Source organism: Nocardiopsis sp. CNS-639 (assembly GCF_000381685.1).
Classification (GTDB): Bacteria; Actinomycetota; Actinomycetes; order Streptosporangiales; family Streptosporangiaceae; genus Nocardiopsis; species Nocardiopsis dassonvillei.
This window is the reverse complement of sequence record NZ_KB906857.1, coordinates 342,980-363,727: the sequence shown is the minus strand read 5'-3', so window position 1 is coordinate 363,727 and position 20,748 is coordinate 342,980. Positions and strand designations below refer to the sequence as shown.

The following is a 20,748-nucleotide window of genomic DNA, read 5'->3' as shown; positions in this document are numbered from 1 at the left end:
CGCCCGCGCCTTTGCGGTTTCCTGGAAGTCGGGGGGTCCCCAGGGCTCTCCCACGCCGTGCTGCCCGCCTTCCGTGACGGGGCGCCCACGGCTGGCCCCGACCGGCCCGGCGCACGCATCCGGCTCCCGCGCTCCCCTCAACCCTCCCCGCGGGCGAACAGGCCGGCCCGCGGGGGCTGCGGCGGGCGCACCGCCACCTCGGTCCACCGCCGCTCCAGCAGACCCCGCACGGCCGCCGCCCCGGTGACGGCCGCGTCCCCGCCCTCCCCGGACGCGCGTACCCCGCCCTCGACGTTCTCCAGGCCCAGGGCGGCGCGCAGCAGTCCGGCGGAGTCGGGCCGCTCCTCGGGGTCCTTGGACATCGCGGCCAGCACCAGCCTCTCCAGGCCCGGCGGCAGGTACTCCAGGTCCGGCTCCTCGAACATCACGCGCCGGGCCATCTCCTTGGCCCCGGCCCGCCCGAACGGGTCGTGCCCGGCCGCCGCGAAGGCCACCGTCGCGCCCCACAGGAACACGTCCGCGCTCTGCGCGGTGGGTTGGCGCCGGTACTGCTCCGGGCTGATCCACCCCGGGGTGCCCAACCGGTCGACCCGCTCGCTGACCCGCTCGTCGGCCAGCCCCTCCGGCGAGGGCAGCCGCAGGTCCCGGTAGGCGCGGCGCATCCGCCGCAGACGTATCCACTTGGTGGGGTCGGGGTCCTCCACCGGGTGCGCGATCCCGAAGTCCAGCAGTTTGGGCCCCCTGCCCGAGAGCACCACGTTGCTGGGCTTGAGGTCGCGGTGGACCACCCCGGCCGCGTGGACGGCACGCAGCGCCTCGGCGGTGCCCACGGCCAGACCCAGGAGCATCCCCCCGCGCAGGCGGCCGTACCGCTCCACGTGGTGGCGCAGGGTGGGCCCCGGCACGTACTCGGTGATCATCCACGGTCGCGGCGCCTCCACGTCGGCGCGCACGAACCGCGCCACCGAGGGGCTGTTCACCCTGGCCAGGAGGCGGGCCTCGTGCGCGAAGCGCTCCCGGAAGCGCCGGTCCGCCGCCTGCTCGGCGTGGACGACCTTGACCGCCAGGTAGCCGTGCACGCCGGGGGAGTCGGCGGCGTAGACCGTGCCCATCCCCCCGGAGCCGATCCGCCCCCGCACCCGGTGCCCGCCGATCTCACGGGGGTCGTCCGGCTCCAGGGGGTCGAGTCTGCGCACGCCTCGCGCCTTCATGGGGACTCCCTCCTCACCGGGGACACGTCTCCCTGGGGACACAGGGGACGCGATCCTATCCGGCACGGAGGCGGCGCCGCGGGTCCGCGCGGTCGAAAACCCCTACACCGCAGGAGGTTTCGGTATAAAGATGTCGTAAAGCCCATGCGTGGTCACGCGCCCGAACCGGGAAGGACACGATGGAGCTCACCCTCTCCGGCGGGTACAACGTCATCCTCACCTCCGACATGATCCGGTCGATCCGCCTGGCCGCGCCCCCGCCCGACCGGCAGGACGTGTGGTGCCCCGACGTCCGCAAACCCGGGGAGAGCGCACCCCTCATCGCCCAGGGCCTGGCCGAACGCGACGTCCACGGGGTGCTCGTCCTCACCGAGCGCGGGGTCCAGGCCCGGTCCGTGCTCATGCCCCTGGCCGGGCTGCTCGGCGAGCCCGGACGCGAGGGCAGGCCCACGCTCGACCCCTCCCTCCCAGAGGAGCGCGCCCGGAGGCTGCGCCTGGCCCTGGACGAGGTGCGCGGCAGGCGCTTCCGGCGCGGCACCGGCGGCAACGAACGGAACAGGGCGTTCGCACGGGTGGCCTACGCGCTCTTCTGGGCCCTCGCCGTGTGCTGGATGGTCCTGGACCTGCCCCTGGGCGCCGAGATCACCCTTCTGGCGGCGTCCGCGCTCGCGGTGGCGGGCGCGGCACTGGCCCGCACGCGCCACCAGCGCGCGGAGAGGGAGCGCGACCCCGTGCGGATCGTCCAGTCCGCCGAGGGGGAGTTCGTGTCCCCCGGAGCGCTCGACGAGGAGTCCCGCGCCCTCCTGAAGCGCACGCAGAGGGCCGTGGACGCGGTCCTGGGCTCCCCGCTGCACGAGCGGGGGCTCCTGCTGGACACCGTCCGCAACCGCGTGGTGCTGGCCGACGTGGAGTGGTCCCTCGCGCGCAGCCTCCTCCACCAGACCCGGGTCAGGGAGCGGATCTCCCGCACGCCCACGCCCGGGGAGCGCAGCCGCGAGGCCGCCGCACGCGCCGCCGCCGTCCTGGCCGCCGAGACGGCCGAGGTGACGGCGCGGATCGCCGTCCTGGAGGACTACGCGGACCGCGTGCGCGCCGCCGAACTGGACGACCAGGACCGCAGGTCGGCCCGGGAACTCGACGCGATCGCCGCCGAGGCCGCCGAGGCGGGCGCCGTGCACGAGCAGAGCGCCGAGACGCTCGACTCCCTCGTGCGGGCCCAGGAGCTGGCCCTGCGGGTGGCCGCGCTGGCCGACGACCAGGACTGAACCGCTCCCGCGCGGGTTGTCCACAGGCCGAGGCCGGGTCCGCCGAACGTCGGCGGTCTCTGGCACTGTCGTAGGGGAGGAAGGGAGCCCCGCATGACCCCCGGACAGTTCATCGACGCCGCCCTGTGGTTCCCCGAGGCCGGGGAGACCGAGCCCTTCGGCCCCGGCTACCTGGTCTACAAGGTGGCCGGGCAGAAGATGTTCGCCCTGCTCACGGGGGGAGACGACGGAAACGGCCCAGCCACGGTCAACCTCAAGTGCGACCCCGGGCTGGCCCTGGAGCTGCGCGACCAGTTCCCCGCCGTCACGCCCGGGTACCACATGAACAAGAAGCACTGGAACTCCGTGCTCCTGGACGGCACGGTGCCCGAGGACGAGATCCTGGAGATGCTCAGACACTCCTACGTCCTGGTGGCGGGGAGCCTGCGCCGGGCCGACCGCGACCGCGTGCTCGCGGCGCTGGGCGACGGCGCGCCGGAGACCGGCGGACCGGCCCCGCGGGCCCCGGAGAGGGCGTGAACGAGGAGAGGACGGCCACGTGCCCGACGCGACCTTCCGACCAGCCGTCGTCCAGGGCGTCCTGGAGCGGGTCACCTACGCCAACGAGGAGAACGGCTACACCGTCGCCAAGGTCGACACGGGTCGGGGCGCGCACGACCTCCTCACCGTCGTGGGCTCCCTCATGGGCGTCCAGCCCGGCGAGGCGCTGCGCATGCGCGGCCGTTGGGGCTCCCACCCGCAGTACGGCCGCCAGTTCCACGTGGACGACTACACGACCGTCCTGCCCGCCACGGTCCAGGGCATCCGCCGCTACCTCGGCTCCGGCCTGATCAAGGGGATTGGCCCCAAGATGGCCGAGCGGATCGTCGACCACTTCGGCACCGACGCCCTGGAGGTCATCGAGGAGCACCCCGAACGGCTTATCGAGGTCCCGGGCCTGGGGCCCAAGCGCACCCGGCTCATCGCCGACGCCTGGGAGGAGCAGAAGGCCATCAAGGAGGTGATGGTCTTCCTCCAGGGCGTGGAGGTCACCACCTCCCTGGCCGTGCGCATCTACAAGAAGTACGGCGACGCCTCCATCCAGATCGTGCAGAAGGAGCCCTACCGCCTGGCCACCGACGTGTGGGGGATCGGTTTCAAGACCGCCGACACCATCGCCCGAGCGGTCGGCATCCCGCACGACAGCCCGCAGCGGGTCATGGCGGGCATCCAGTTCACCCTCTCGGAGTCCACCGGCGACGGGCACGTCTACCTGCCCGAGGAGAAGCTCATCTCGGCGGCCGTGAAGATCCTCCAGGTGGAGGCCGGGCTGGTGATCGAGTGCGTGGCCGAACTCGTGGCCACCGAGGGCGTGGTGCGCGAGACCGTGCCCGGGCCCGAGGGCGAACCGGTGCGCGCCGTCTACCTGCTGCCCATGCACCGCGCCGAGATCGGTCTCGCCTCCGGCCTGCGCGGCCTGCTCCACGCCCCGGCCGACCGCATGCCCGCGTTCGCCGGGGTGGACTGGGACGTGGCCCTGGACTGGCTGCGCTCGCGCACGCGCGCCGACCTCGCCGAGGCCCAGAGGGAGGCCGTGCGTCTGGCCCTGTCGGAGAAGGTGTGCGTGCTCACCGGCGGGCCCGGCTGCGGCAAGTCCTTCACGGTCGCCTCCATCGTGACCCTGGCCATGGCCAAGCGCGCCACGATCGTCCTGGCCGCGCCCACCGGGCGCGCCGCCAAGCGCCTCACCGAGATGACCGGCATCGAGGCCCGCACGGTGCACCGGCTCCTCGAACTCCGCCCGGGCGGCGACGCCGCCTACGACCGGGACAACCCCCTCGACTGCGACCTGCTGGTGGTGGACGAGGCCTCCATGCTGGACGTGATCCTGGCCAACAAGCTGGTCAAGGCGGTCCCGCCCGGGGCGCACCTGCTGTTCGTCGGCGACGTGGACCAGCTGCCCTCCGTGGGCGCGGGCCAGGTGCTGCGCGACCTGCTGGACGGGGACTCGCCCGTGCCGAGCGTGCGCCTGACCCACGTCTTCCGCCAGGCCCAGAACTCCGGGGTGATCACCAACGCCCACCGGATCAACGGCGGCGAGCCGCCGGAGTTCCACGGTATGTCCGACTTCTTCCTCTTCCCGTGCGAGGAGTCCGAGGACGCGGCCGAGATGACCGTGGACGTGGTCGCCCGCCGCATCCCGCGCCGGTTCGGCCTCGACCCGCGCCGGGACGTGCAGGTCCTCACCCCCATGAAGGGCGGCCCGGCCGGGGCGGCCAACCTCAACACGGCCCTCCAGGCCGCCGTGACGCCCTCCGGCGAGCACGTCCCCGAACGCCGGTTCGGCGGGCGCGTCTTCCGCGTCGGCGACAAGGTCACCCAGGTCCGCAACAACTACGACAAGGGCGAGAACGGGGTGTTCAACGGAACGCTCGGCGTGGTCACGGGGCTCGACGAGGTCGCCCAGGAGGTCCTGGTCCGCACCGACGAGGACGAGGAGATCGCCTACGACTTCGCCGAACTCGACGAGCTCGCCCACGCCTACGCCATCACCGTGCACCGCTCCCAGGGCAGCGAGTACCCCGCGGTGGTCGTGCCGGTCACCACCAGCGCCTGGATGATGCTCCAGCGCAACCTGCTCTACACGGCCGTCACGAGGGCCAAGAAGCTGGTGGTCCTGGTCGGCTCCCGCCGCGCCCTGGCCCAGGCGGTGCGCAACGCCTCCTCCGGGCGCAGGCACACGGCCCTGGCGCACCGGCTGCGGTCGTCCGGTCGGCCGCCGGAGGAACCCCCGCCCCCGGACGCCCCCTGACCGCACGCCACGGAAAAAGAAGGTGAACGTTCGCCGACACCCCCCACGCGCCTCCGCCCGGCGACGTAGGCTCTGCCCCGACCTCCGGTTCCGGGCGCCGCGTCCCGCCCCGGTCGGACCACCAGCCACATCGGAGGCCGACGCTCTTTCCACTCCCCCCGGAGAGCGGCGGCACCCCCGGGCGCCGGCCTCCCCGCGTCGGCGCCCGGGCCCCGCCCCGAAGGTCACCGGCACTGGCTAGGCTCGGGAACCGTGGAACAGCAGACCCTGATCGTGGTGGGCGCCGTCCTCGTCCGTGACGGCCGCGTCCTGGCCGCCCAGCGCGCCGAACCCGAGGCCCTGCGCGGCCGGTGGGAGTTCCCCGGCGGCAAGGTCGATCCGGGGGAGACCCCGGAGCAGGCCCTGGTCCGCGAGTGCCGCGAGGAACTCGGCGCCACCGTCCGACCCCTGCACCAGCTCGGCGCGGACGCGCCCTTCCCCGCGCCCGCCAGGAGGCACACACGCCCCGCCGTGCTGCGGCTCTGGCGCGTGGAACTGGTCGCGGGGGAGCCCCGGCCCCTGGAGCACCTGTCCCTGCGCTGGCTCGCCGCCGACGAACTGCGCGGACCGGACTGGCTGCCCGCCGACGTGCCCTTCCTCGACCTCGTCGAACCCCTGCTCACCCCGGGCGCCGTCCCCCGATCCTGACCCGCGAGCGCCGCGGGCCCGTCCCAGCGGGCCTCCCGTGTCCCCGAGCGGGCCCCTGCGGGCGAACGGGCGCCACCCGGCGCCGCCGCGCATCCCGCGGGGGCGACCGGCCTCCACCGGGTTCGTCTCCATCGGCACGTCCGCACCGGGCTTGCGTGCACGGGGCTCGCTCGCACCGGGCCCATCTCCATTGAGTTCGCCCGCACCGGGCCGTGACGACGGCGGCCTGCACGTTTCCCCAGCAGTCCACCATGACCGCATAAACTGGCGGTGGGCCGTGGCACTCCGCGGTTCTTCCCAGTACCAGGAGATCGAGCTTTCCCATGTCCAGCGCTACGCCCGTCGAGGGCTCCGCACGCCGCAGCGACCTCCGCAACGTCGCGATCGTGGCCCATGTGGACCACGGCAAGACGACCCTCGTTGACGCCATGCTCTGGCAGTCCGGTGTGTTCCGGGAGAACCAGGACGTCGACGACCGGGTGATGGACTCCAACGACCTGGAGCGCGAGAAGGGCATCACCATTCTCGCCAAGAACACGGCCGTCCACTACACCACGCCCGAGGGCGAGGACGTGGTCATCAACATCATCGACACCCCCGGCCACGCCGACTTCGGCGGCGAGGTCGAGCGCGGCCTGTCGATGGTCGACGGCGTGGTCCTGCTCGTGGACGCCAGCGAGGGCCCCCTCCCGCAGACCCGCTTCGTGCTGCGCAAGGCCCTCCAGGCCAAGCTCCCCGTCATCCTCGTGATCAACAAGGTCGACCGGCCCGACAGCCGGATCGCCGAGGTCGTGGACGACACCTACGAGCTGTTCATGGACCTGGACGCCGACGAGTCGCAGATCGAGTTCCCGATCGTCTACGCCTGCGCCCGCGACGGCAAGGCCTCCCTGGAGCGCCCCGCCAACGGCACGGTGCCCGACAACGACAACCTCGTGCCGCTGTTCAGCACCATCCTGGACACCATCCCGGCCCCCGAGTACATCCCCGAGGCCCCGCTCCAGGCGCACGTGACCAACCTGGACGCCTCCCCGTTCCTGGGCCGCCTGGCGCTGTGCCGCATCCAGCAGGGAGAGCTGCGCAAGGGCCAGCAGGTCGCGTGGATCCGCACCGACGGCAGCACCCAGCAGGTCAAGATCACCGAGCTGCTCATGACCGAGGGCCTGGAGCGCAAGCCCGCCGAGAAGGCCGGGCCCGGCGACATCGTCGCCATCGCCGGTATCGAGGACATCATGATCGGCGAGACCCTCGCCGACCTGGAGAACCCGGTCCCGCTGCCGCTCATCCAGGTGGACGAGCCCGCCATCTCCATGACCATCGGCACCAACACCTCGCCGCTGGTCGGCAAGGTCAAGGGCGCCAAGGTCACCGCGCGCCTGGTCAAGGACCGCCTCGACAAGGAGCTCGTCGGCAACGTCTCCCTGCGGGTCCTGCCCACCGAGCGCCCCGACGCCTGGGAGGTGCAGGGCCGCGGCGAGCTGGCGCTGGCCATCCTGGTCGAGCAGATGCGCCGCGAGGGCTACGAGCTGACCGTCGGCAAGCCGCAGGTGGTCACCCGGGTCGTGGACGGCAAGGTGCACGAGCCCGTCGAGCGCCTCACCGTGGACGCCCCCGAGGAGTACATGGGCGCCATCACGCAGCTGCTCAGCATCCGCAAGGGCCGCATGGAGAACATGGTCAACCACGGCACCGGCTGGGTGCGCATGGACTGGCTGGTGCCCTCCCGCGGCCTCATCGGCTTCCGTACCGAGTTCCTCACCGAGACCCGCGGCACCGGTATCGCCCACCACGTCTTCGAGAAGTTCGAGCCGTGGTTCGGCGAGCTGCGCACCCGCCCCAACGGGTCCTTGGTGGCCGACCGCGCCGGCGCGGCCGTCGCGTTCGCGATGTTCAACCTCCAGGAGCGCGGCACGCTCTTCGTCGAGCCGGGTACCGAGGTCTACGAGGGCATGATCGTGGGCGAGAACTCGCGCGCCGACGACATGGACGTCAACATCACCAAGGAGAAGAAGCTCACCAACATGCGCTCGGCCACCGGCGACGAGCTGGTGCGCCTGGTGCCGCCGCGCAAGCTGTCCCTGGAGCAGGCCCTGGAGTTCTGCCGCGAGGACGAGTGCGTGGAGGTCACCCCCGAGCACGTGCGCATCCGCAAGGTCGTCCTGGACCAGAAGGAGCGCGGCCGCATGACGGCCAACAAGAAGCGCCAGCAGCAGTAGGACCGCTGCCACCGCCCGTGGGCGGGCCGCTCCGGCGGCCCGCCCACGACGCGTTTTCCGGCCGGTCCCCTCGGGTAGACCCCTGAGCAGCATGAAGTCCGAGCCCACGTGTCCCCGTTGCGGGCGCGCGGTCCAGCCTCCGGGGCTGTGGACCAGCGCCTGGCAGTGTGACGCCCACGGGCCGGTGGCGCCCCTCCAGGAGGTGCGCGCCCCCGGGGCGGCCGCGCTGGAGGCACTCCTGCCCCAGGCGCACGTCCCGGTCTGGATCCCCTGGCCGCTGCCCGCCAACTGGGTGGTCACCGGCTTCGCCGAGGCCGGTGACGACCGCAGCGGCGCCCTCGCCACGGCCGTGGCCCTCTCCGGACCCGACCTGGTCGGCGGTGTCGGCGAGGTGGTCATCGTCGCCGAGGACCCGGGGATCGGGCTCGGCGCCCGCCTCGCCGGGCTGGAGGGCCCCGACCCAGGCGACGGCTTCGACGCCTCCGCCGCCGACGCCAAGGTGCGCTTCGACGGTCACGAGATCGCCCTGTGGAGCCTGGACGTGGGCCCCGACCGCGCCGTCTACACCGGCGAGGCGCTCGCCCAGTGGCTGTGGCTGGTCTTCGCCTCCGCCGACACCGGCGTGCTCATGTGCGAGATCGGTTCCCTCCGGGACCTGCGCGACATCCGTGACGGCGGGCTCTCCCTGGAACCGCCCTTCGGCGCCCCCAGCCCCTTCCTCACCCAGGCCCTGGCACCCCGGCGGGATCCGGACTGAACCGGCGAGGGGTCTCGCCCCGGCCGAGCGCGCCGGACCGCGCCCTACGTACAATCGCCCGGTGACACGTATCGACCTGCACGCCCACAGCTCGGTCTCCGACGGAACCGACACGCCCGCCGAAGTCGTCGAGCACGCGGTCGCCGCGGGTCTCGACGTGCTCGCCCTCACCGACCACGACACGGTCGGCGGCATCGGGGAGGCGGCCCAGAACCTGCCCCCCGGATTCACCCTGGTCCCCGGGATGGAGCTCTCCTGCGCCCACGCGGGGTCCAGCGTCCACCTGGTGTGCTACCTGTTCGACCCCGACGACCCCGCCCTCGACGGTGAACTGCGCCGGGTCCGCTCCGACCGCGCCTCCCGCGCCGAGGAGATGGTCCGCAAGCTCCACGAGAACGGGGTCGACGTCACCTGGGAGCGGGTACTGGAGATCGCGGGCGCCGGCCGCGACGAGTACGCCGACGCCAACACGATCGGCCGCCCGCACCTGGCCCGCGCGATCGTGGAGGCGGGCGCGGCCAAGGACGTGCAGGACGCCTTCGACCGCTGGATCGGCTCCGGCGGCCCGGCCTACGTCTCGCGGTACGCGATCGACCCGGTCCGCGCGGTGGAGCTGGTCCGTGCGGCGGGCGGGGTCTGCTCGCTGGCGCACCCGGGACGGGCGGAGGGCGCCCTCAACGGCGCGGTCCCCCTCGAACTCGTGGAGCGCATGGCCGGGGCGGGCCTGGGGGCGATCGAGGCCGACCACCCCTCGCACAACCGGCACCAGGCCCGTCACTGGCGGGGCGTGGCCGAGGAGCTGGGCGTGCTGGTCACCGGCTCCAGCGACGACCACGGAAGCCTCACCGGCCGCCGCCTGGGGTGCAGGACCACCGACCCGGAGGCGTTCGAACGGCTGGTGGCGCCCGCGACGGGGGTCCCCCTTCTGCGCGGGTGAACCGCGTGTCCTCGTCCCGGCGTCCGGTACGGTACCGACCACTGTGCGGGAGCGCGACAATGGTCGCAGCGCAACCACCCATACCCGGACGAAGTCGAGAGGTCTGAGCCGTGTTCTGGAATCGGAAGTCGAAGAAGCAGGAGGGCCAGGAGGCCACCGATTCCGCTGCGGAGGCCGCGGCGGAGCGCGAGGAGACCACCGCCGCCAGCGGGGACGGGGTCGCGGAGGACGGGGCCAAGGACCCGGCCGGGACCGCTGAGGCCGCCGCCGAGGCCGCCGACGACGGCGCCGCGGAGCCCGCCGTCGACGCCGGGGAGCTCACCGAGGCGGAGAAGGACGAGGTCGCCGAGGACTCCGCCGCCGACGAGAAGTCGGAGGAGGCCGGGGATGCGGACGGGTCCGAGGACTCCGACGCGGACGACGAGTCCGATGACGAGGAGGACGAGGCGCCGGTGAAGGCCGACGTCTTCGCCGACGAGGGTGAGGAGGCCGGAGTGACCGGCCCCGACGAGGACGGCATCACGCGCGTGCGCACCGCCGGGACCTTCGAGTTCGACGGCGAGGAGTACCCGGTCGTCAGCAACACCTGGATCATCGACGCCGACGACGAGGGCGTCGTCGTCATCGACCCCGGCCACGACGCCGAGGCTATCCTGGCGGCCATCGGTGAGCGCGAGGTCTACCTGGTGGCCTGCACCAACGCCTACAGCCCCCACATCGAGTCGGCCATCAAGGTCGCCGAGGAGTCCGAGGCCCCCATCGCGCTGCACCCCCGCGAGATGCGCGCCTGGCGCCGCCACCACGGCGCCGAGCACCGCCCCGAGATCGAGGTGGAGGGCCAGGGCGCCCTCGACATCGGCAAGCTGCACATCGACGTCCTGGCCCTGCCCGGCACCTCCCCCGGCACCGTCGGCTACTACGTCAGCGAGCGTGGTGTCGTCTTCGGCGGCGACACCCTGCGCAAGGGCGAGCCCGGCATGGTCGGCAACACCTACATCGACTACACCACGCAGCTCGCCTCCATCGGCGAGGCGCTGCTGTCCCTGCCCCCGGACACGCGCATCCTGCCCGACCGCGGTCCCGCCACCACCACGGCGGCCGAGGGCAAGAACTTCGACTCCTGGGTCTGAGCACGGACCTTCCGGGGCCCCGCCCCCGCACGGCCGCCGCCCCCGTCGCCCGGACGGGGCGGCGGCCGTCGCCGTGCGGGACGGGGTCAGCGGCGGCCCACCGACTCCGCCTCGTTCCAGAACGCGGTCAGCGCGCTCGCGACGGTCTCGGGCGCCTCCACGTTGGGGGAGTGACCGGCGCCGGGCACCACGAGGCGCTTGGCGCCCAGCCGCTCGGCCATCCGGTCCTGCTCCTCCAGCGGCCAGGCGTCGTCGTTCTCGCCGTACAGGACCAGCTTGGGGGCCTCCACCCGGGCCACCTCGTCCACGCGGTCCGGCGCGGACACCAGCTCCTCGGCCATGTGCATCAGGCCCACGGCGCTGCTCCTGAGCAGTCGCTCGCGCAGGAAGTCGCGGATCTCGGACCGGGGGCTGCGGGCCCGCGCCACGGAGTCGAACTGCTCCTCCCACAGCTCGCGGAGCCGCTCGGCGGTGGGGTTGATGGACACGGCGGCGACGAGGGCGCTCGCCGTGTTCGCGCCCGGGCCGCTCAGGGCGCCGGGGCCCGAGCACAGGAGGGTGAGCGAGGCCAGCGGAGCCATCTCCACCAGCGCGGCCTCGCGGGAGACCAGCCCTCCGAAGGAGTGGCCCAGCAGGTGGACGGGGCCGCCGTCACCGATCTGGTCCATGACCTCGGCGACCACCGCGCCCAGGGAGGGCAGGCCGTAGTCCGGTCTGCGCATGCCCGGGGGAGGGGAGAGGGATTCGGGGCCCGGCGACTCGTAGGTGCCGGGCAGGTCGATCGCGACCACCTCCCGCCCGGCCTGGGCCAGGCTCTGGAGGAGGGCGATGAAGTCCTCCTTGCTGCCGGTGAACCCGTGCACCAGGACAGCGGGGGCGAGTTCGGGGCCGCCGGAGGTGGGCAGCGCCCGCAGGGCGGCCACCGGACCGTACGACAGGTTCAGATCGGCGCGTCGCACGCCCGGTGGCAGGTCGAGGAACTGAGGTGTACTCACGTCGGGTCACCCTAGACGATCGCCGGCCCGGGCAGAGATAACCCGGGCCGTGGCCGACGGCCGGGACCGGCGCGGACGTCGGTCCCAGGGCCCCGCGAACGGGCGCGGGGCGCACGGCCGCGACGCCCGCCACGGGCGGGCGCCGGAAGGGGTCAGGTGTTCTCGGGGTCCCTGCGGACCGCGCCGCGGGTGCGGCGGCGGCGCCGTACCCTGCGCGCGCCCTCGTCGGAGGGGGCCGCGCCCTCGCGCGGCGCCTCTTGGGCCGCGGGCGTGCTCTCGGCCCTCCCGCCCGGGGCGGTCTCGGTCCCGGCCGTGCCCTGGCCGCCGCGGGTGCGCCGCCGCGAACGGTTGCGGCCGCGACCGCGCCCGCCCTCGTCACGGTTGCTCTCACCGCGTCCGCTCCCCGAGCGCGCGCCCTCGACGCGGCCCCGGCCCCGCCGGCCGCCGCGCTCGCCGCGCGCCACACCGGTGTCGCCGATGTCCTCGATCTCCTCGGCCTCCAGGCCCGCGTGATCGTCACGCCGGTCCTCGGCCAGCTTGCCCTTGGTGCCGGCCGGGATCCGCAGCGCCTCGAAGAAGTGCGGCGAGGTGGAGTAGGTCTCCTCCGGCTCGTGGAAGGGCAGGCCGAGGGCGCCGTTGATCAGCTTCCAGCGCGGCATCTCCTGCCAGTCCACGAAGGTGACGGCGGTGCCGCTGCGCCCGGCCCGGCCGGTGCGGCCGATGCGGTGCGTGTAGGTCTTCTCGTCCTCGGGGGTCTCGTAGTTGACCACGTGCGTGACGTCGTCCACGTCCAGTCCCCGGGCGGCCACGTCGGTGGCGACCAGGATGTTGATCTTGCCGTTGCGGAAGGCCCGCAGGGCCCGCTCGCGCTGGCTCTGCCCCAGGTCGCCGTGGACGGCCGCGACGGCGAACCCGCGCGCCTCCAGATCGCCCGCCACCCGGTCGCAGGCCCGCTTGGTCTGGCAGAAGACCATGCTCTGGCCGTGGTCGCTGGCCTGGAGCAGGCGGGCGAGCATCTCGATCTTGTCCATCTGGTGGGTGCGGAACGCGTGCTGCGTGATCTGCCCCGTGATGGCCGAGCCGTCGATCTCGTCGTCGTCGCTCGCGCGCACGTGCGTGGGACGGTGCAGGTACTTGCGCGACAGGGAGACGATCTCGCTCGGCATGGTGGCCGAGAAGAGCATGGTCTGGCGGTCGTCCGGGGTCTTGGTGAGGATGCGCTCGATGTCGGGCAGGAAGCCCAGGTCGAGCATCTTGTCGGCCTCGTCCAGCACCACCGCGGACACCCCGTCCAGGCGCAGGTGCTTCTGCTTCTCCAGGTCCAGCAGGCGGCCCGGGGTGCCGACGACGACGTCGGTACCCTCCTTGAGCCCGTTGACCTGCGGCTCGTAGGAGCGGCCGCCGTAGACGGTCAGGATGCGGGTCCCGCTGCGCTTGCTGGCGGTGGTCAGGTCCGCGGCGACCTGGATGGCCAGCTCGCGGGTGGGGACCACGACCAGGGCGCGCGGCCGCTTGGGCGTTCCGGGATCCTTCTGCGCCCGCTGGAGCAGGGGCAGGCCGAAGGCCAGGGTCTTACCGGTGCCGGTACGGGCCTGGCCGATGATGTCGCTGCCGCCCAGCGCGATCGGCAGGGCGAGTTCCTGGATGAGGAAGGGCTCGATGATCCCCTCGGCCTCCAGGGCGTCCGCGAGTTCGGTGCTCACACCGAGGTCGCGGAAGGTCGTCTTGGGTTTGGTGGTCTCTACTGTGCTGCTCAGGGCTCAAGCCTCCATCTTGGCGGGCCGCAACGTTGGCGTGGCCGCGGCGGGATGCGGTCGCGGACGGCTCCTGGCCGCCGCGGGGGCGCGGCTCACCGGTCGTTCCTCTCGTGGAACGGTGCGGTGGCGCTGCCGTGAGGACCCGTGCGGCGCAGGGGTTGTCCGGCCGCGGATCGGGACCGTCCCCGCTCGGGACGGGGTGCATCCGTGGTTCGTCGTTGTTCCTCGCGCGGTCCGGGCCACCGTCGGTGGGGTCCGCGCCTGTGCGGGCGCCGCCTCCGCGGCGCCGGTACGTGGGAGATCCCGCGTGTGTGAGGGAGATGTCCGCGTCGGGCGCACACACCGGTCATCACGCAGAGTCTAGCTGGTGACTCGCCAGGTGGACATACCAGTTCACCGGGCTGTGGACGGCTTGGACCGTACCCGCTCCCGGCGTGTACAACCGTGCCTTCGGTCCGTTTAGTCCCCGGTTCGGCGCCCGGGCGGCCTGGCGATACCCTGACGGGCATGACCCACGGCCCCTCCGCCGAGCCCGGCGTGATCGACCTGCTCGGCCTGCTCGCCTACGCGGAGCTCGGCTCCTTCTTCCGCCTCGCCGACGACGCGGGCCTGGCCCCGTCGCTGCGCTCCAAGGGTCAGCTGGCCGCCCTCGCCGCCACCGAGCAGGCGCACTACCAGTCGCTGCGCGACCGGCTGGAGGAGCTGGGCGTCGTGCCCGAGGAGGCTATGGAGCCCTTCGTGGAGCCGCTGGACGCCTGGCACGACAGGACCGAGCCGCAGAGCTGGCTGGAGAGCCTGGTCAAGACCTACGTCGGCGAGGGCATCGCGGGGGACTTCTACCGCAAGGTCGCCGAGCTGGCCGACGAGGACACGCGCACCCTGGTCGAGGGCGTGCTGGCCGAGACCGACCGTGCCGAGTTCGTCTCCGCGACGGTGCGCGCCGCCGTGGAGGAGGACCCCAAGCTGGTCGGGCGCCTGTCCCTGTGGGCGCGCCGCCTGGTCGGCGAGGCGCTCAGCCAGGCGCAGGCGGTGGCGGTCTCGCGCCCCCGGCTCGCCGCGCTCCTGGCGGGGGACGGCGGACACGCCGCGGACGGCACGGGGCTCGGCGACCTCGCCGCGGTCAGCCGGATGTTCGCCTCGCTCACCGACCGCCACTCCGACCGCCTCAAGGCCATGGGGCTGACCGCCTGACCCGCTGTCGCGGCGGCCCGATTCCTTGCCCGTCCTTGACCGGGACCTGTGCGACCTTGGTCAAGCGCGGGTAATATCCAACACTTTCGTGACGATTCGTTGGGCACTGGCCGTAAAATCAGTGAAGTTTCCGTCTCCTGACCACGCGAGTAGGTACTTCCATGCCCAGTGGGACCTCCGTGCGCCATCCGCTGGCCGGACTCACCCGTGACTTCCACCGGATCGGCCCCCTAGGCGCCCCGATCGAGCCCTGGATGTGCGCTGAGCTGGACCAGCACGCCGCACAGGTGTGCGAAGGCATCACCTCCTCCGGCGGCGTGCTCAACGCCCGCACCCTGGGCACCTACCTGCACGGGTTCCTTGACGGCTGCCTCGAACGGGGCTGGGACTCCGAGGCGGTCGAGTACGACTGGGAGACACTGCGCATCCTCGCGATCTGCCGACTGGCCAAGGAGCGCGGTTTCGTCCGCTAGGTTTGGTGGCGTCCGCAGAACGGTGTGGTCCACAACCTAAGCTCCTCGTGGCCCCCGCCCCTGCCCGTTCTCCGGTGGAAACCCGTCATCGGGCGTACGCTGAAAAGTACCGGTGACTCCACAGCGGCCGACCACGGCCCGGCGCACCGCGGCAGAACCAGGGCCCTGCGGAATGCAACCTGGGACTGACGGTGTTATGTCGGTCCGGAAAACGGACCACGGACACCGTAACTTGCGGAGCGGCCCGCAGAGCCGCGAGAAAGGAAGGCGAATGAGGAGCGGTCGGCATGGGGCGGCGCGCCCACCGGTCGGCGTCCTGATCCAACAGGACCGCGTCGACTTCGCGCTTTTCGCACTGATCTTCGTCGTCGCGCTGGTGTCGATGGTCTTCACCGGGCCCGGGAACGCCGCTTTCTGGCTGGCCTTCCTCCCGATCATCGCCTCCGTCGTACTGACCTTCCGGCGGATCGAGCACCTCTCCCGCCTGGAGCTGCGCGACTCCGAATTCCTCTAGGAGGCGCCTCGCGGGCCGTTCGCACCGGCCCGCCGAGCGATCCTGACGGCACACGGCGAGGGCGGGGCCCCACGGCCCCGCCCTCGTCGCGTGTCCGCGCCCCGGCTACGGAGCGGGCGGCTCGCCGCCCATGCCGCGCCGCGCGCTCTGGGAGGTCGCGCCCTGGCGCGGCTCCGTGCGCTCGGTGTCCGCGGGACGGCCCAGGGCCGCCTCGCGGCCGGCCCGGTAGCTGCCCTCCTCGCTCATGCGGTTGGTCTCGCGCTCGGCCACGTCCAGCCAGCGGGACCAGCGCGAGCGCATCGGCTCGATCATGCCGCCGCCCACGCCGACGACGAGGATGCCGCCGATCGTGGCCAGGACCGCGATCAGCACCGGCACGGTGACGGTCACCGCCACGCCCATCTGGTTCAGCGCCGCGATGACGCCGAGGGCCAGGATGAACACGCCCGCGGCGTTGGCCAGGAAGCGGCCGTAGGAGAGGCCGCCCAGCGCGCCGGAGACGATGTCGCGGACCGCCTTGGCGATCATCGCGGCCACCACCACGATCACCAGCGCGACGATGCCGCGCGGGATCCAGGAGATGACGTCGTTGAGCAGCGTGCTGATCGGGTTCGGTCCGAAGACGCTGAACGCGAGCGTGAACACGAACAGCAGCCCGACGTAGTAGATGATCTTTCCGCACAGCTCGCTGGCGCTCCACCGGCTGCGCTCGAAGTACTCGCCCACACCTCCGCGGTGCAGGGCGCGGTCCAGTCCGACGCCGTGCAGACCCTTGGCGACCGCCTTGCCCACCAGCCAGGCGATGATCCATCCCAGGACCAGGATCACCAGGAAGCCGATCAGCAGAGGCACGAAACTCGCCACCGCCTGCCAGGCCGTCGACAGGCCCTGACCCATGTCCATAACGTCTTCACCCCCAAATCGCTTGCTCCGCCGGGGCTTCGAAGCGAAGGACCGGGCGGATACGGCGAAGAGAAGTGCGTTACTTCTCATTCCGGCGATACCCGGAGGGCGGCAATTGAATCGCTTGTCCCACGCAAGCGGAGGTGATTACCTTTTTTTGGGACATTCCTTGCGTGACGGTGGGAAGAAATCCCTTTTCCGTGTGCCGGGGTGCTTTCCGGGGAGCACCGGGAAAGGCGAGGGCCCCCGCGCGCACGGGGGCCCTCGCCTTTCGGGCGGCGGGTGCGGCCGCGCCCCTAGCCCTGTTCGCCGGAGCCGCGCTGGAGGTCCCAGCCGCTGATCCCGCGCCAGGCCAGGCGGGCCACCAGCTGCTCGGCCGCGTCCTTGGGCACGGAGCCGCGGCTGTTGAGCCAGTACCGGGCGCTGGTCTCGGCCATGCCGACCAGCCCGATGCTCAGCAGGTGCGCCTCCTCGTCGGAGATGCTGGTGTCCTGGCGGATCACCTCGCCGATGGCCTCGGCGCAGCGCTGGAAGGTCTCCTCGGTCTTGGCCCGCACGGCCGGGAGGTTGCGCAGGTCGGACTCGAAGACCAGGCGGAAGGCCTCGCCGTCGCCCGCGACGAAGTCGAAGTAGGCGCGAAAGCTCGCGATGACGCGCTGGCGGTTGTCGTCCGTGCTCTCCAGGGCCTCGCGCTGCTTGTCGACCAGCACCTCGGAGTGTTCCTCCAGCAGGGCCAGGTACAGCTCCAGCTTCCCGGGGAAGTGCTGGTACAGGACCGGTTTGCTGACTCCGGCGCGGTCGGCGATCTCGTCCATCGCCGCCGCGTGGTACCCGCGCGCGACGAAGACCTCCTGGGCCGCGGCCAGGAGCTGGCGGCGGCGCCTGACCCGGGGCAGACGGGTTCCCCGGGCGCGGGAGTCTGAAGGAGCTGTCACACCGACCCTCCGAACTCGGCATGGCAGATGCACGCCATAACCGGACATCTGCGTGGCTAGTGCTCGCGGAGCGCGGCCAGTGGCGCGCTCCACAGCGGTCCCCCTCATCCTACTCCGGCGTAGGTTCCCCGTGAGCAGCGGGAAGCCGGTCGAGGCCCCGGGCGGGCACGGTGAGGCACCGGCCGAACACGTGGTCAGGGCCGCGATCGGCGGCCGGGAGGAAGCGGAGGAAAAAGGGCGCGGTCCCGGGCGGGGGAGACCCCGTCAGCGCCGCTCCTCGTCGTCCGGGCCCGCCTCGCGGGCCTGTTCGACCACGTCGGCCTCGGCGGCGTGCTCGAAGCTCTCCTGCGGCGGGTCCTCCCACCCGTCCCCGCCCTCGTCGGCCCCGGCGGACGCGCGCTGCTCGACCGCGTCGGCCTCGGGCACCTCGGCCGCGGGGTCCCCTCCGGCGGCCGGGCGTCGTCCCACGGAACGGTTCTCCTGTGCCACGGGGTCCTCCCCAACGTCGTCGCCGTGCGTACGCCCGACCACTACCCGCCGCCCGGGCCGGTACGCGCGGCCCCCGGGATGAACTCGCACGCCGCGTTGGTTGTGACGAGCGGGGACGGACCCGCGAAGGGTGTGCTCCACGCCTCCCGGTGGCGGGAATGCAATACCCCACCCGTTAGGTTGGGTATGAGTGCAAGCACGCTTCGCCTCCCCGCCCCCTCGCCCGGTGGCCCCCGCGGTACGGGCGGTGCGAAGCAACCCGAACAGACATGAGGAGTCACCGTGTCGCTGCCGCCGCTGGTGGAACCAGCTGACGAGCTGACCGTGGACGAGGTGCGCCGTTACTCGCGTCACCTGATCATCCCCGACGTGGGTATGGACGGGCAGAAGCGCCTGAAGAACGCCAAGGTCCTGGTCGTCGGCGCGGGCGGCCTGGGCTCCCCGGCGCTGCTCTACCTGGCCGCCGCGGGCGTGGGCACGCTCGGCATCATCGACTTCGACGTCGTCGACGAGTCCAACCTCCAGCGCCAGGTCATCCACGGACAGAGCGACGTCGGCCGCCCCAAGGCCGAGTCCGCCCGGGACAGCATCAAGGAGATCAACCCGGGCGTCCGCGTCATCCTGCACCAGGAGCGCCTGGACTCGGACAACGCGCTGGAGATCTTCGCCGACTACGACCTGGTCCTGGACGGCACCGACAACTTCGCGACCCGGTACCTGGTCAACGACGCCTGCGTCATCCTCGACAAGCCGTACGTGTGGGGTTCGATCTACCGCTTCGACGGCCAGGTCAGCGTCTTCTGGAACGAGTACGGGCCCCAGTACCGCGACCTGTACCCCGAGCCCCCGCCCCCCGGCATGGTGCCCTCCTGCGCCGAGGGCGGCGTCCTGGGCGTGCTGTGCGCCTCCATCGGCTCGGTCATGGTGAACGAGGCCATCAAGCTGATCACCGGCATCGGTGAGCCGCTGGTGGGCCGCCTGCTCATCTTCGACGCCCTGGAGATGACCTGGCGCGAGGTCAAGGTCCGCAAGGACCCCGACACCGAGCCGGTCACCGAGCTCATCGACTACGAGGCGTTCTGCGGCGCCGTGTCGGAGGAGGCCACCGAGGCCGCCGCCGGTTCCACGATCACCGCGGGCGAGCTCAAGGACCTGCTGGACAACAAGCCCGAGGAGATCTTCCTCGTGGACGTCCGGGAGAAGAACGAGTACGAGATCGTCAGCATCCCGGGCGCCACGCTCATCCCCAAGGGCGAGTTCCTCAACGGCAAGGCCCTGGAGCGGCTGCCGCAGGACCGGCGCATCGTCCTGCACTGCAAGTCGGGCGTCCGCTCCGCCGAGGCGCTGGCCGCGGTGCACGCGGCCGGGTTCTCCGACGCCGTCCACGTGGGCGGCGGCGTCCTGGCCTGGATCAACCAGGTCGACCCGAGCCTGCCCGAGTACTGACGGACGGGCCCGACGGGGGACGGGGCGGTGCCGGGAGGCGACTTCCGGCACCGCCCCGCCGCGTTCGCGCCCCGGCCCCGGCCCGCCCCGCGTTCCGCCGTCGTGCCTGCTCAGCCCGCCTGATGGGTAGGGGTCGGGACAGGGGCCGTCGGCCGACGGCGGCCCGCTCCTCGGGAGGTGGCTCCATGGGACGCAGGGGACGCTGGGCGGACTGGGTGGCGATCCTCGTCGGCCTGGCCCTGGGACTGAGCTGGATCTGGCACGGGATGTACGGCTTCGGCGGGGGAGCGATGTTCGTCCTCGGACTGGGCGTCATCGTGGCCTCGGTGGTATCCATCACGCGTCCGGGGGCGCTGTCGAGCGAGGCGGGCGTCCTCGCGATCGGCGTCCTGGTCTTCGTGATGCCGTGGCTGCTGGGCTTCACCGACCTCACCGCCGCAGCCTGGACGGCGTGGATCCTCGGCGCCGTCGTGGCGCTGCTGGGGGCGTTCGGACTCGTCAAGGCGCGCCAGGCCCGCAGGCGCGACCCCGAACTCGCCTGGGGCGCGCACGGCGACCAGGTCACCGCCTGACCGGACACCGCGTGCGCCGGGGGCCGCCTCCGCGGCGGGCCCCGCCGTGTCGGCGGCCCCCGGTAGGCTGCCGCCTGTGTTCGAGGACGCGGAGGGCGGGCCGGACGACTACGCCGAGGAGGTCCTGGCGGTGGTCGAGCGGATCCCGCCGGGACGGGTGATGGCCTACGGCGACATCGCCGAGTACGTCGGCAGGGGAGGACCCCGCCAGGTCGGCTCGGTCATGTCCTCCTGGGGCGGTGCGGTGGCCTGGTGGCGCGTGGTGCGCGCGGACGGCAGACCGCCCTCCTGCAACGAGGTCCGCGCCCTGTCCCACTACGCGGCGGAGGGCACGCCCATGCGCCCCGCAAGCGATCGCGTGGACATGCGCAGGGCCCGCTGGGACGGGGAGGGCGGGGGCTGAGCGGTCCGCTGTGGCGGGGATGACGTGCGGGATGGTCGCCACCCTCTGGTGAACTGGGGGGTGTGAACACATCTCC

General features: G+C 72.6%; 20 protein-coding genes. 14 read left to right on the top strand and 6 right to left on the bottom strand.

Annotated elements, in window-relative coordinates:
• Positions 1–137: 137 nt before the first annotated feature.
• The gene (locus G011_RS0109020) at positions 138–1,211 is read right to left on the bottom strand and encodes a serine/threonine-protein kinase (RefSeq protein ID WP_026338154.1); all 1,074 of its coding nucleotides are present in this window, start codon (positions 1,209–1,211) and stop codon (positions 138–140) included.
• A gap of 179 nt (positions 1,212–1,390) precedes the next feature.
• Here G011_RS0109020 and G011_RS0109015 point away from each other — a divergent pair, with 179 nt between their 5' ends.
• From G011_RS0109015 to G011_RS0108975, 8 genes are all read left to right on the top strand, one after another.
• A complete protein-coding gene (locus G011_RS0109015) occupies positions 1,391–2,476 on the top strand; it encodes a hypothetical protein (protein WP_019608177.1) in 1,086 nt (361 codons plus the stop codon).
• 93 nt (positions 2,477–2,569) lie between these two features.
• Positions 2,570–2,995, top strand: a complete 426-nt coding sequence (locus G011_RS0109010) for an MmcQ/YjbR family DNA-binding protein (RefSeq protein WP_019608176.1) — start codon at positions 2,570–2,572, stop codon at positions 2,993–2,995.
• A 19-nt stretch (positions 2,996–3,014) separates the two neighbouring features.
• Positions 3,015–5,267 (top strand): ATP-dependent RecD-like DNA helicase, encoded by a 2,253-nt coding sequence (locus tag G011_RS0109005; protein WP_019608175.1) that lies wholly within the window; start codon positions 3,015–3,017, stop codon positions 5,265–5,267.
• Positions 5,268–5,519: 252 nt separating this feature from the next.
• Positions 5,520–5,954 (top strand): (deoxy)nucleoside triphosphate pyrophosphohydrolase, encoded by a 435-nt coding sequence (locus tag G011_RS0108995; RefSeq protein WP_019608174.1) that lies wholly within the window; start codon positions 5,520–5,522, stop codon positions 5,952–5,954.
• 323 nt (positions 5,955–6,277) lie between these two features.
• Positions 6,278–8,170 (top strand): translational GTPase TypA, encoded by a 1,893-nt coding sequence (gene typA / locus G011_RS0108990; protein ID WP_019608173.1) that lies wholly within the window; start codon positions 6,278–6,280, stop codon positions 8,168–8,170.
• Between the two features lie 91 nt (positions 8,171–8,261).
• The gene (locus tag G011_RS0108985) at positions 8,262–8,927 is read left to right on the top strand and encodes a DUF6758 family protein (RefSeq protein ID WP_013154840.1); all 666 of its coding nucleotides are present in this window, start codon (positions 8,262–8,264) and stop codon (positions 8,925–8,927) included.
• Between the two features lie 61 nt (positions 8,928–8,988).
• Complete coding sequence (locus G011_RS0108980) at positions 8,989–9,864, top strand: PHP domain-containing protein (protein ID WP_019608171.1); 876 nt, start codon at positions 8,989–8,991, stop codon at positions 9,862–9,864.
• A 110-nt stretch (positions 9,865–9,974) separates the two neighbouring features.
• Positions 9,975–10,994, top strand: a complete 1,020-nt coding sequence (locus G011_RS0108975; RefSeq protein WP_019608170.1) for an MBL fold metallo-hydrolase — start codon at positions 9,975–9,977, stop codon at positions 10,992–10,994.
• 86 nt (positions 10,995–11,080) lie between these two features.
• Here the strand turns inward: G011_RS0108975 and G011_RS0108970 are convergent, their stop codons facing one another.
• Positions 11,081–11,953, bottom strand: coding sequence for an alpha/beta fold hydrolase (locus G011_RS0108970; RefSeq protein ID WP_019608169.1), 873 nt, complete (start codon positions 11,951–11,953; stop codon positions 11,081–11,083).
• 188 nt (positions 11,954–12,141) lie between these two features.
• The gene (locus tag G011_RS0108965; RefSeq protein WP_019608168.1) at positions 12,142–13,692 is read right to left on the bottom strand and encodes a DEAD/DEAH box helicase; all 1,551 of its coding nucleotides are present in this window, start codon (positions 13,690–13,692) and stop codon (positions 12,142–12,144) included.
• A 561-nt stretch (positions 13,693–14,253) separates the two neighbouring features.
• Here G011_RS0108965 and G011_RS0108960 point away from each other — a divergent pair.
• The 3 genes from G011_RS0108960 (at position 14,254) to G011_RS0108950 (ending at position 15,924) form a co-directional block, all read left to right on the top strand.
• Positions 14,254–14,937, top strand: a complete 684-nt coding sequence (locus tag G011_RS0108960; RefSeq protein ID WP_019608167.1) for a ferritin-like fold-containing protein — start codon at positions 14,254–14,256, stop codon at positions 14,935–14,937.
• A 161-nt stretch (positions 14,938–15,098) separates the two neighbouring features.
• On the top strand, positions 15,099–15,410 hold the full coding sequence (locus tag G011_RS0108955) for a DUF6401 family natural product biosynthesis protein (protein ID WP_013154834.1): 312 nt from the start codon (positions 15,099–15,101) through the stop codon (positions 15,408–15,410).
• A gap of 271 nt (positions 15,411–15,681) precedes the next feature.
• Positions 15,682–15,924 (top strand): hypothetical protein, encoded by a 243-nt coding sequence (locus G011_RS0108950; RefSeq protein ID WP_013154833.1) that lies wholly within the window; start codon positions 15,682–15,684, stop codon positions 15,922–15,924.
• Positions 15,925–16,029: 105 nt separating this feature from the next.
• Here G011_RS0108950 and G011_RS0108945 read toward each other — a convergent pair whose 3' ends face one another.
• The 3 genes from G011_RS0108945 to G011_RS0108935 form a co-directional block, all read right to left on the bottom strand.
• Entirely contained in the window at positions 16,030–16,827 is a 798-nt protein-coding gene (locus tag G011_RS0108945) for a mechanosensitive ion channel family protein (RefSeq protein ID WP_019608166.1), read from the bottom strand.
• Between the two features lie 296 nt (positions 16,828–17,123).
• Complete coding sequence (locus G011_RS0108940; protein WP_013154831.1) at positions 17,124–17,762, bottom strand: TetR/AcrR family transcriptional regulator; 639 nt, start codon at positions 17,760–17,762, stop codon at positions 17,124–17,126.
• A 264-nt stretch (positions 17,763–18,026) separates the two neighbouring features.
• The gene (locus tag G011_RS0108935) at positions 18,027–18,251 is read right to left on the bottom strand and encodes a hypothetical protein (RefSeq protein WP_013154830.1); all 225 of its coding nucleotides are present in this window, start codon (positions 18,249–18,251) and stop codon (positions 18,027–18,029) included.
• A gap of 282 nt (positions 18,252–18,533) precedes the next feature.
• Here G011_RS0108935 and moeZ point away from each other — a divergent pair, with 282 nt between their 5' ends.
• The 3 genes from moeZ to G011_RS0108920 all read left to right on the top strand — a co-directional run bounded on the left by moeZ (position 18,534) and on the right by G011_RS0108920 (position 20,672).
• Positions 18,534–19,697, top strand: coding sequence for an adenylyltransferase/sulfurtransferase MoeZ (moeZ, locus tag G011_RS0108930; RefSeq protein ID WP_013154829.1), 1,164 nt, complete (start codon positions 18,534–18,536; stop codon positions 19,695–19,697).
• A gap of 185 nt (positions 19,698–19,882) precedes the next feature.
• The gene (locus G011_RS0108925) at positions 19,883–20,269 is read left to right on the top strand and encodes an SPW repeat protein (RefSeq protein ID WP_019608164.1); all 387 of its coding nucleotides are present in this window, start codon (positions 19,883–19,885) and stop codon (positions 20,267–20,269) included.
• A gap of 76 nt (positions 20,270–20,345) precedes the next feature.
• Positions 20,346–20,672 (top strand): MGMT family protein, encoded by a 327-nt coding sequence (locus G011_RS0108920; RefSeq protein WP_013154827.1) that lies wholly within the window; start codon positions 20,346–20,348, stop codon positions 20,670–20,672.
• Positions 20,673–20,748 lie beyond the last annotated feature (76 nt).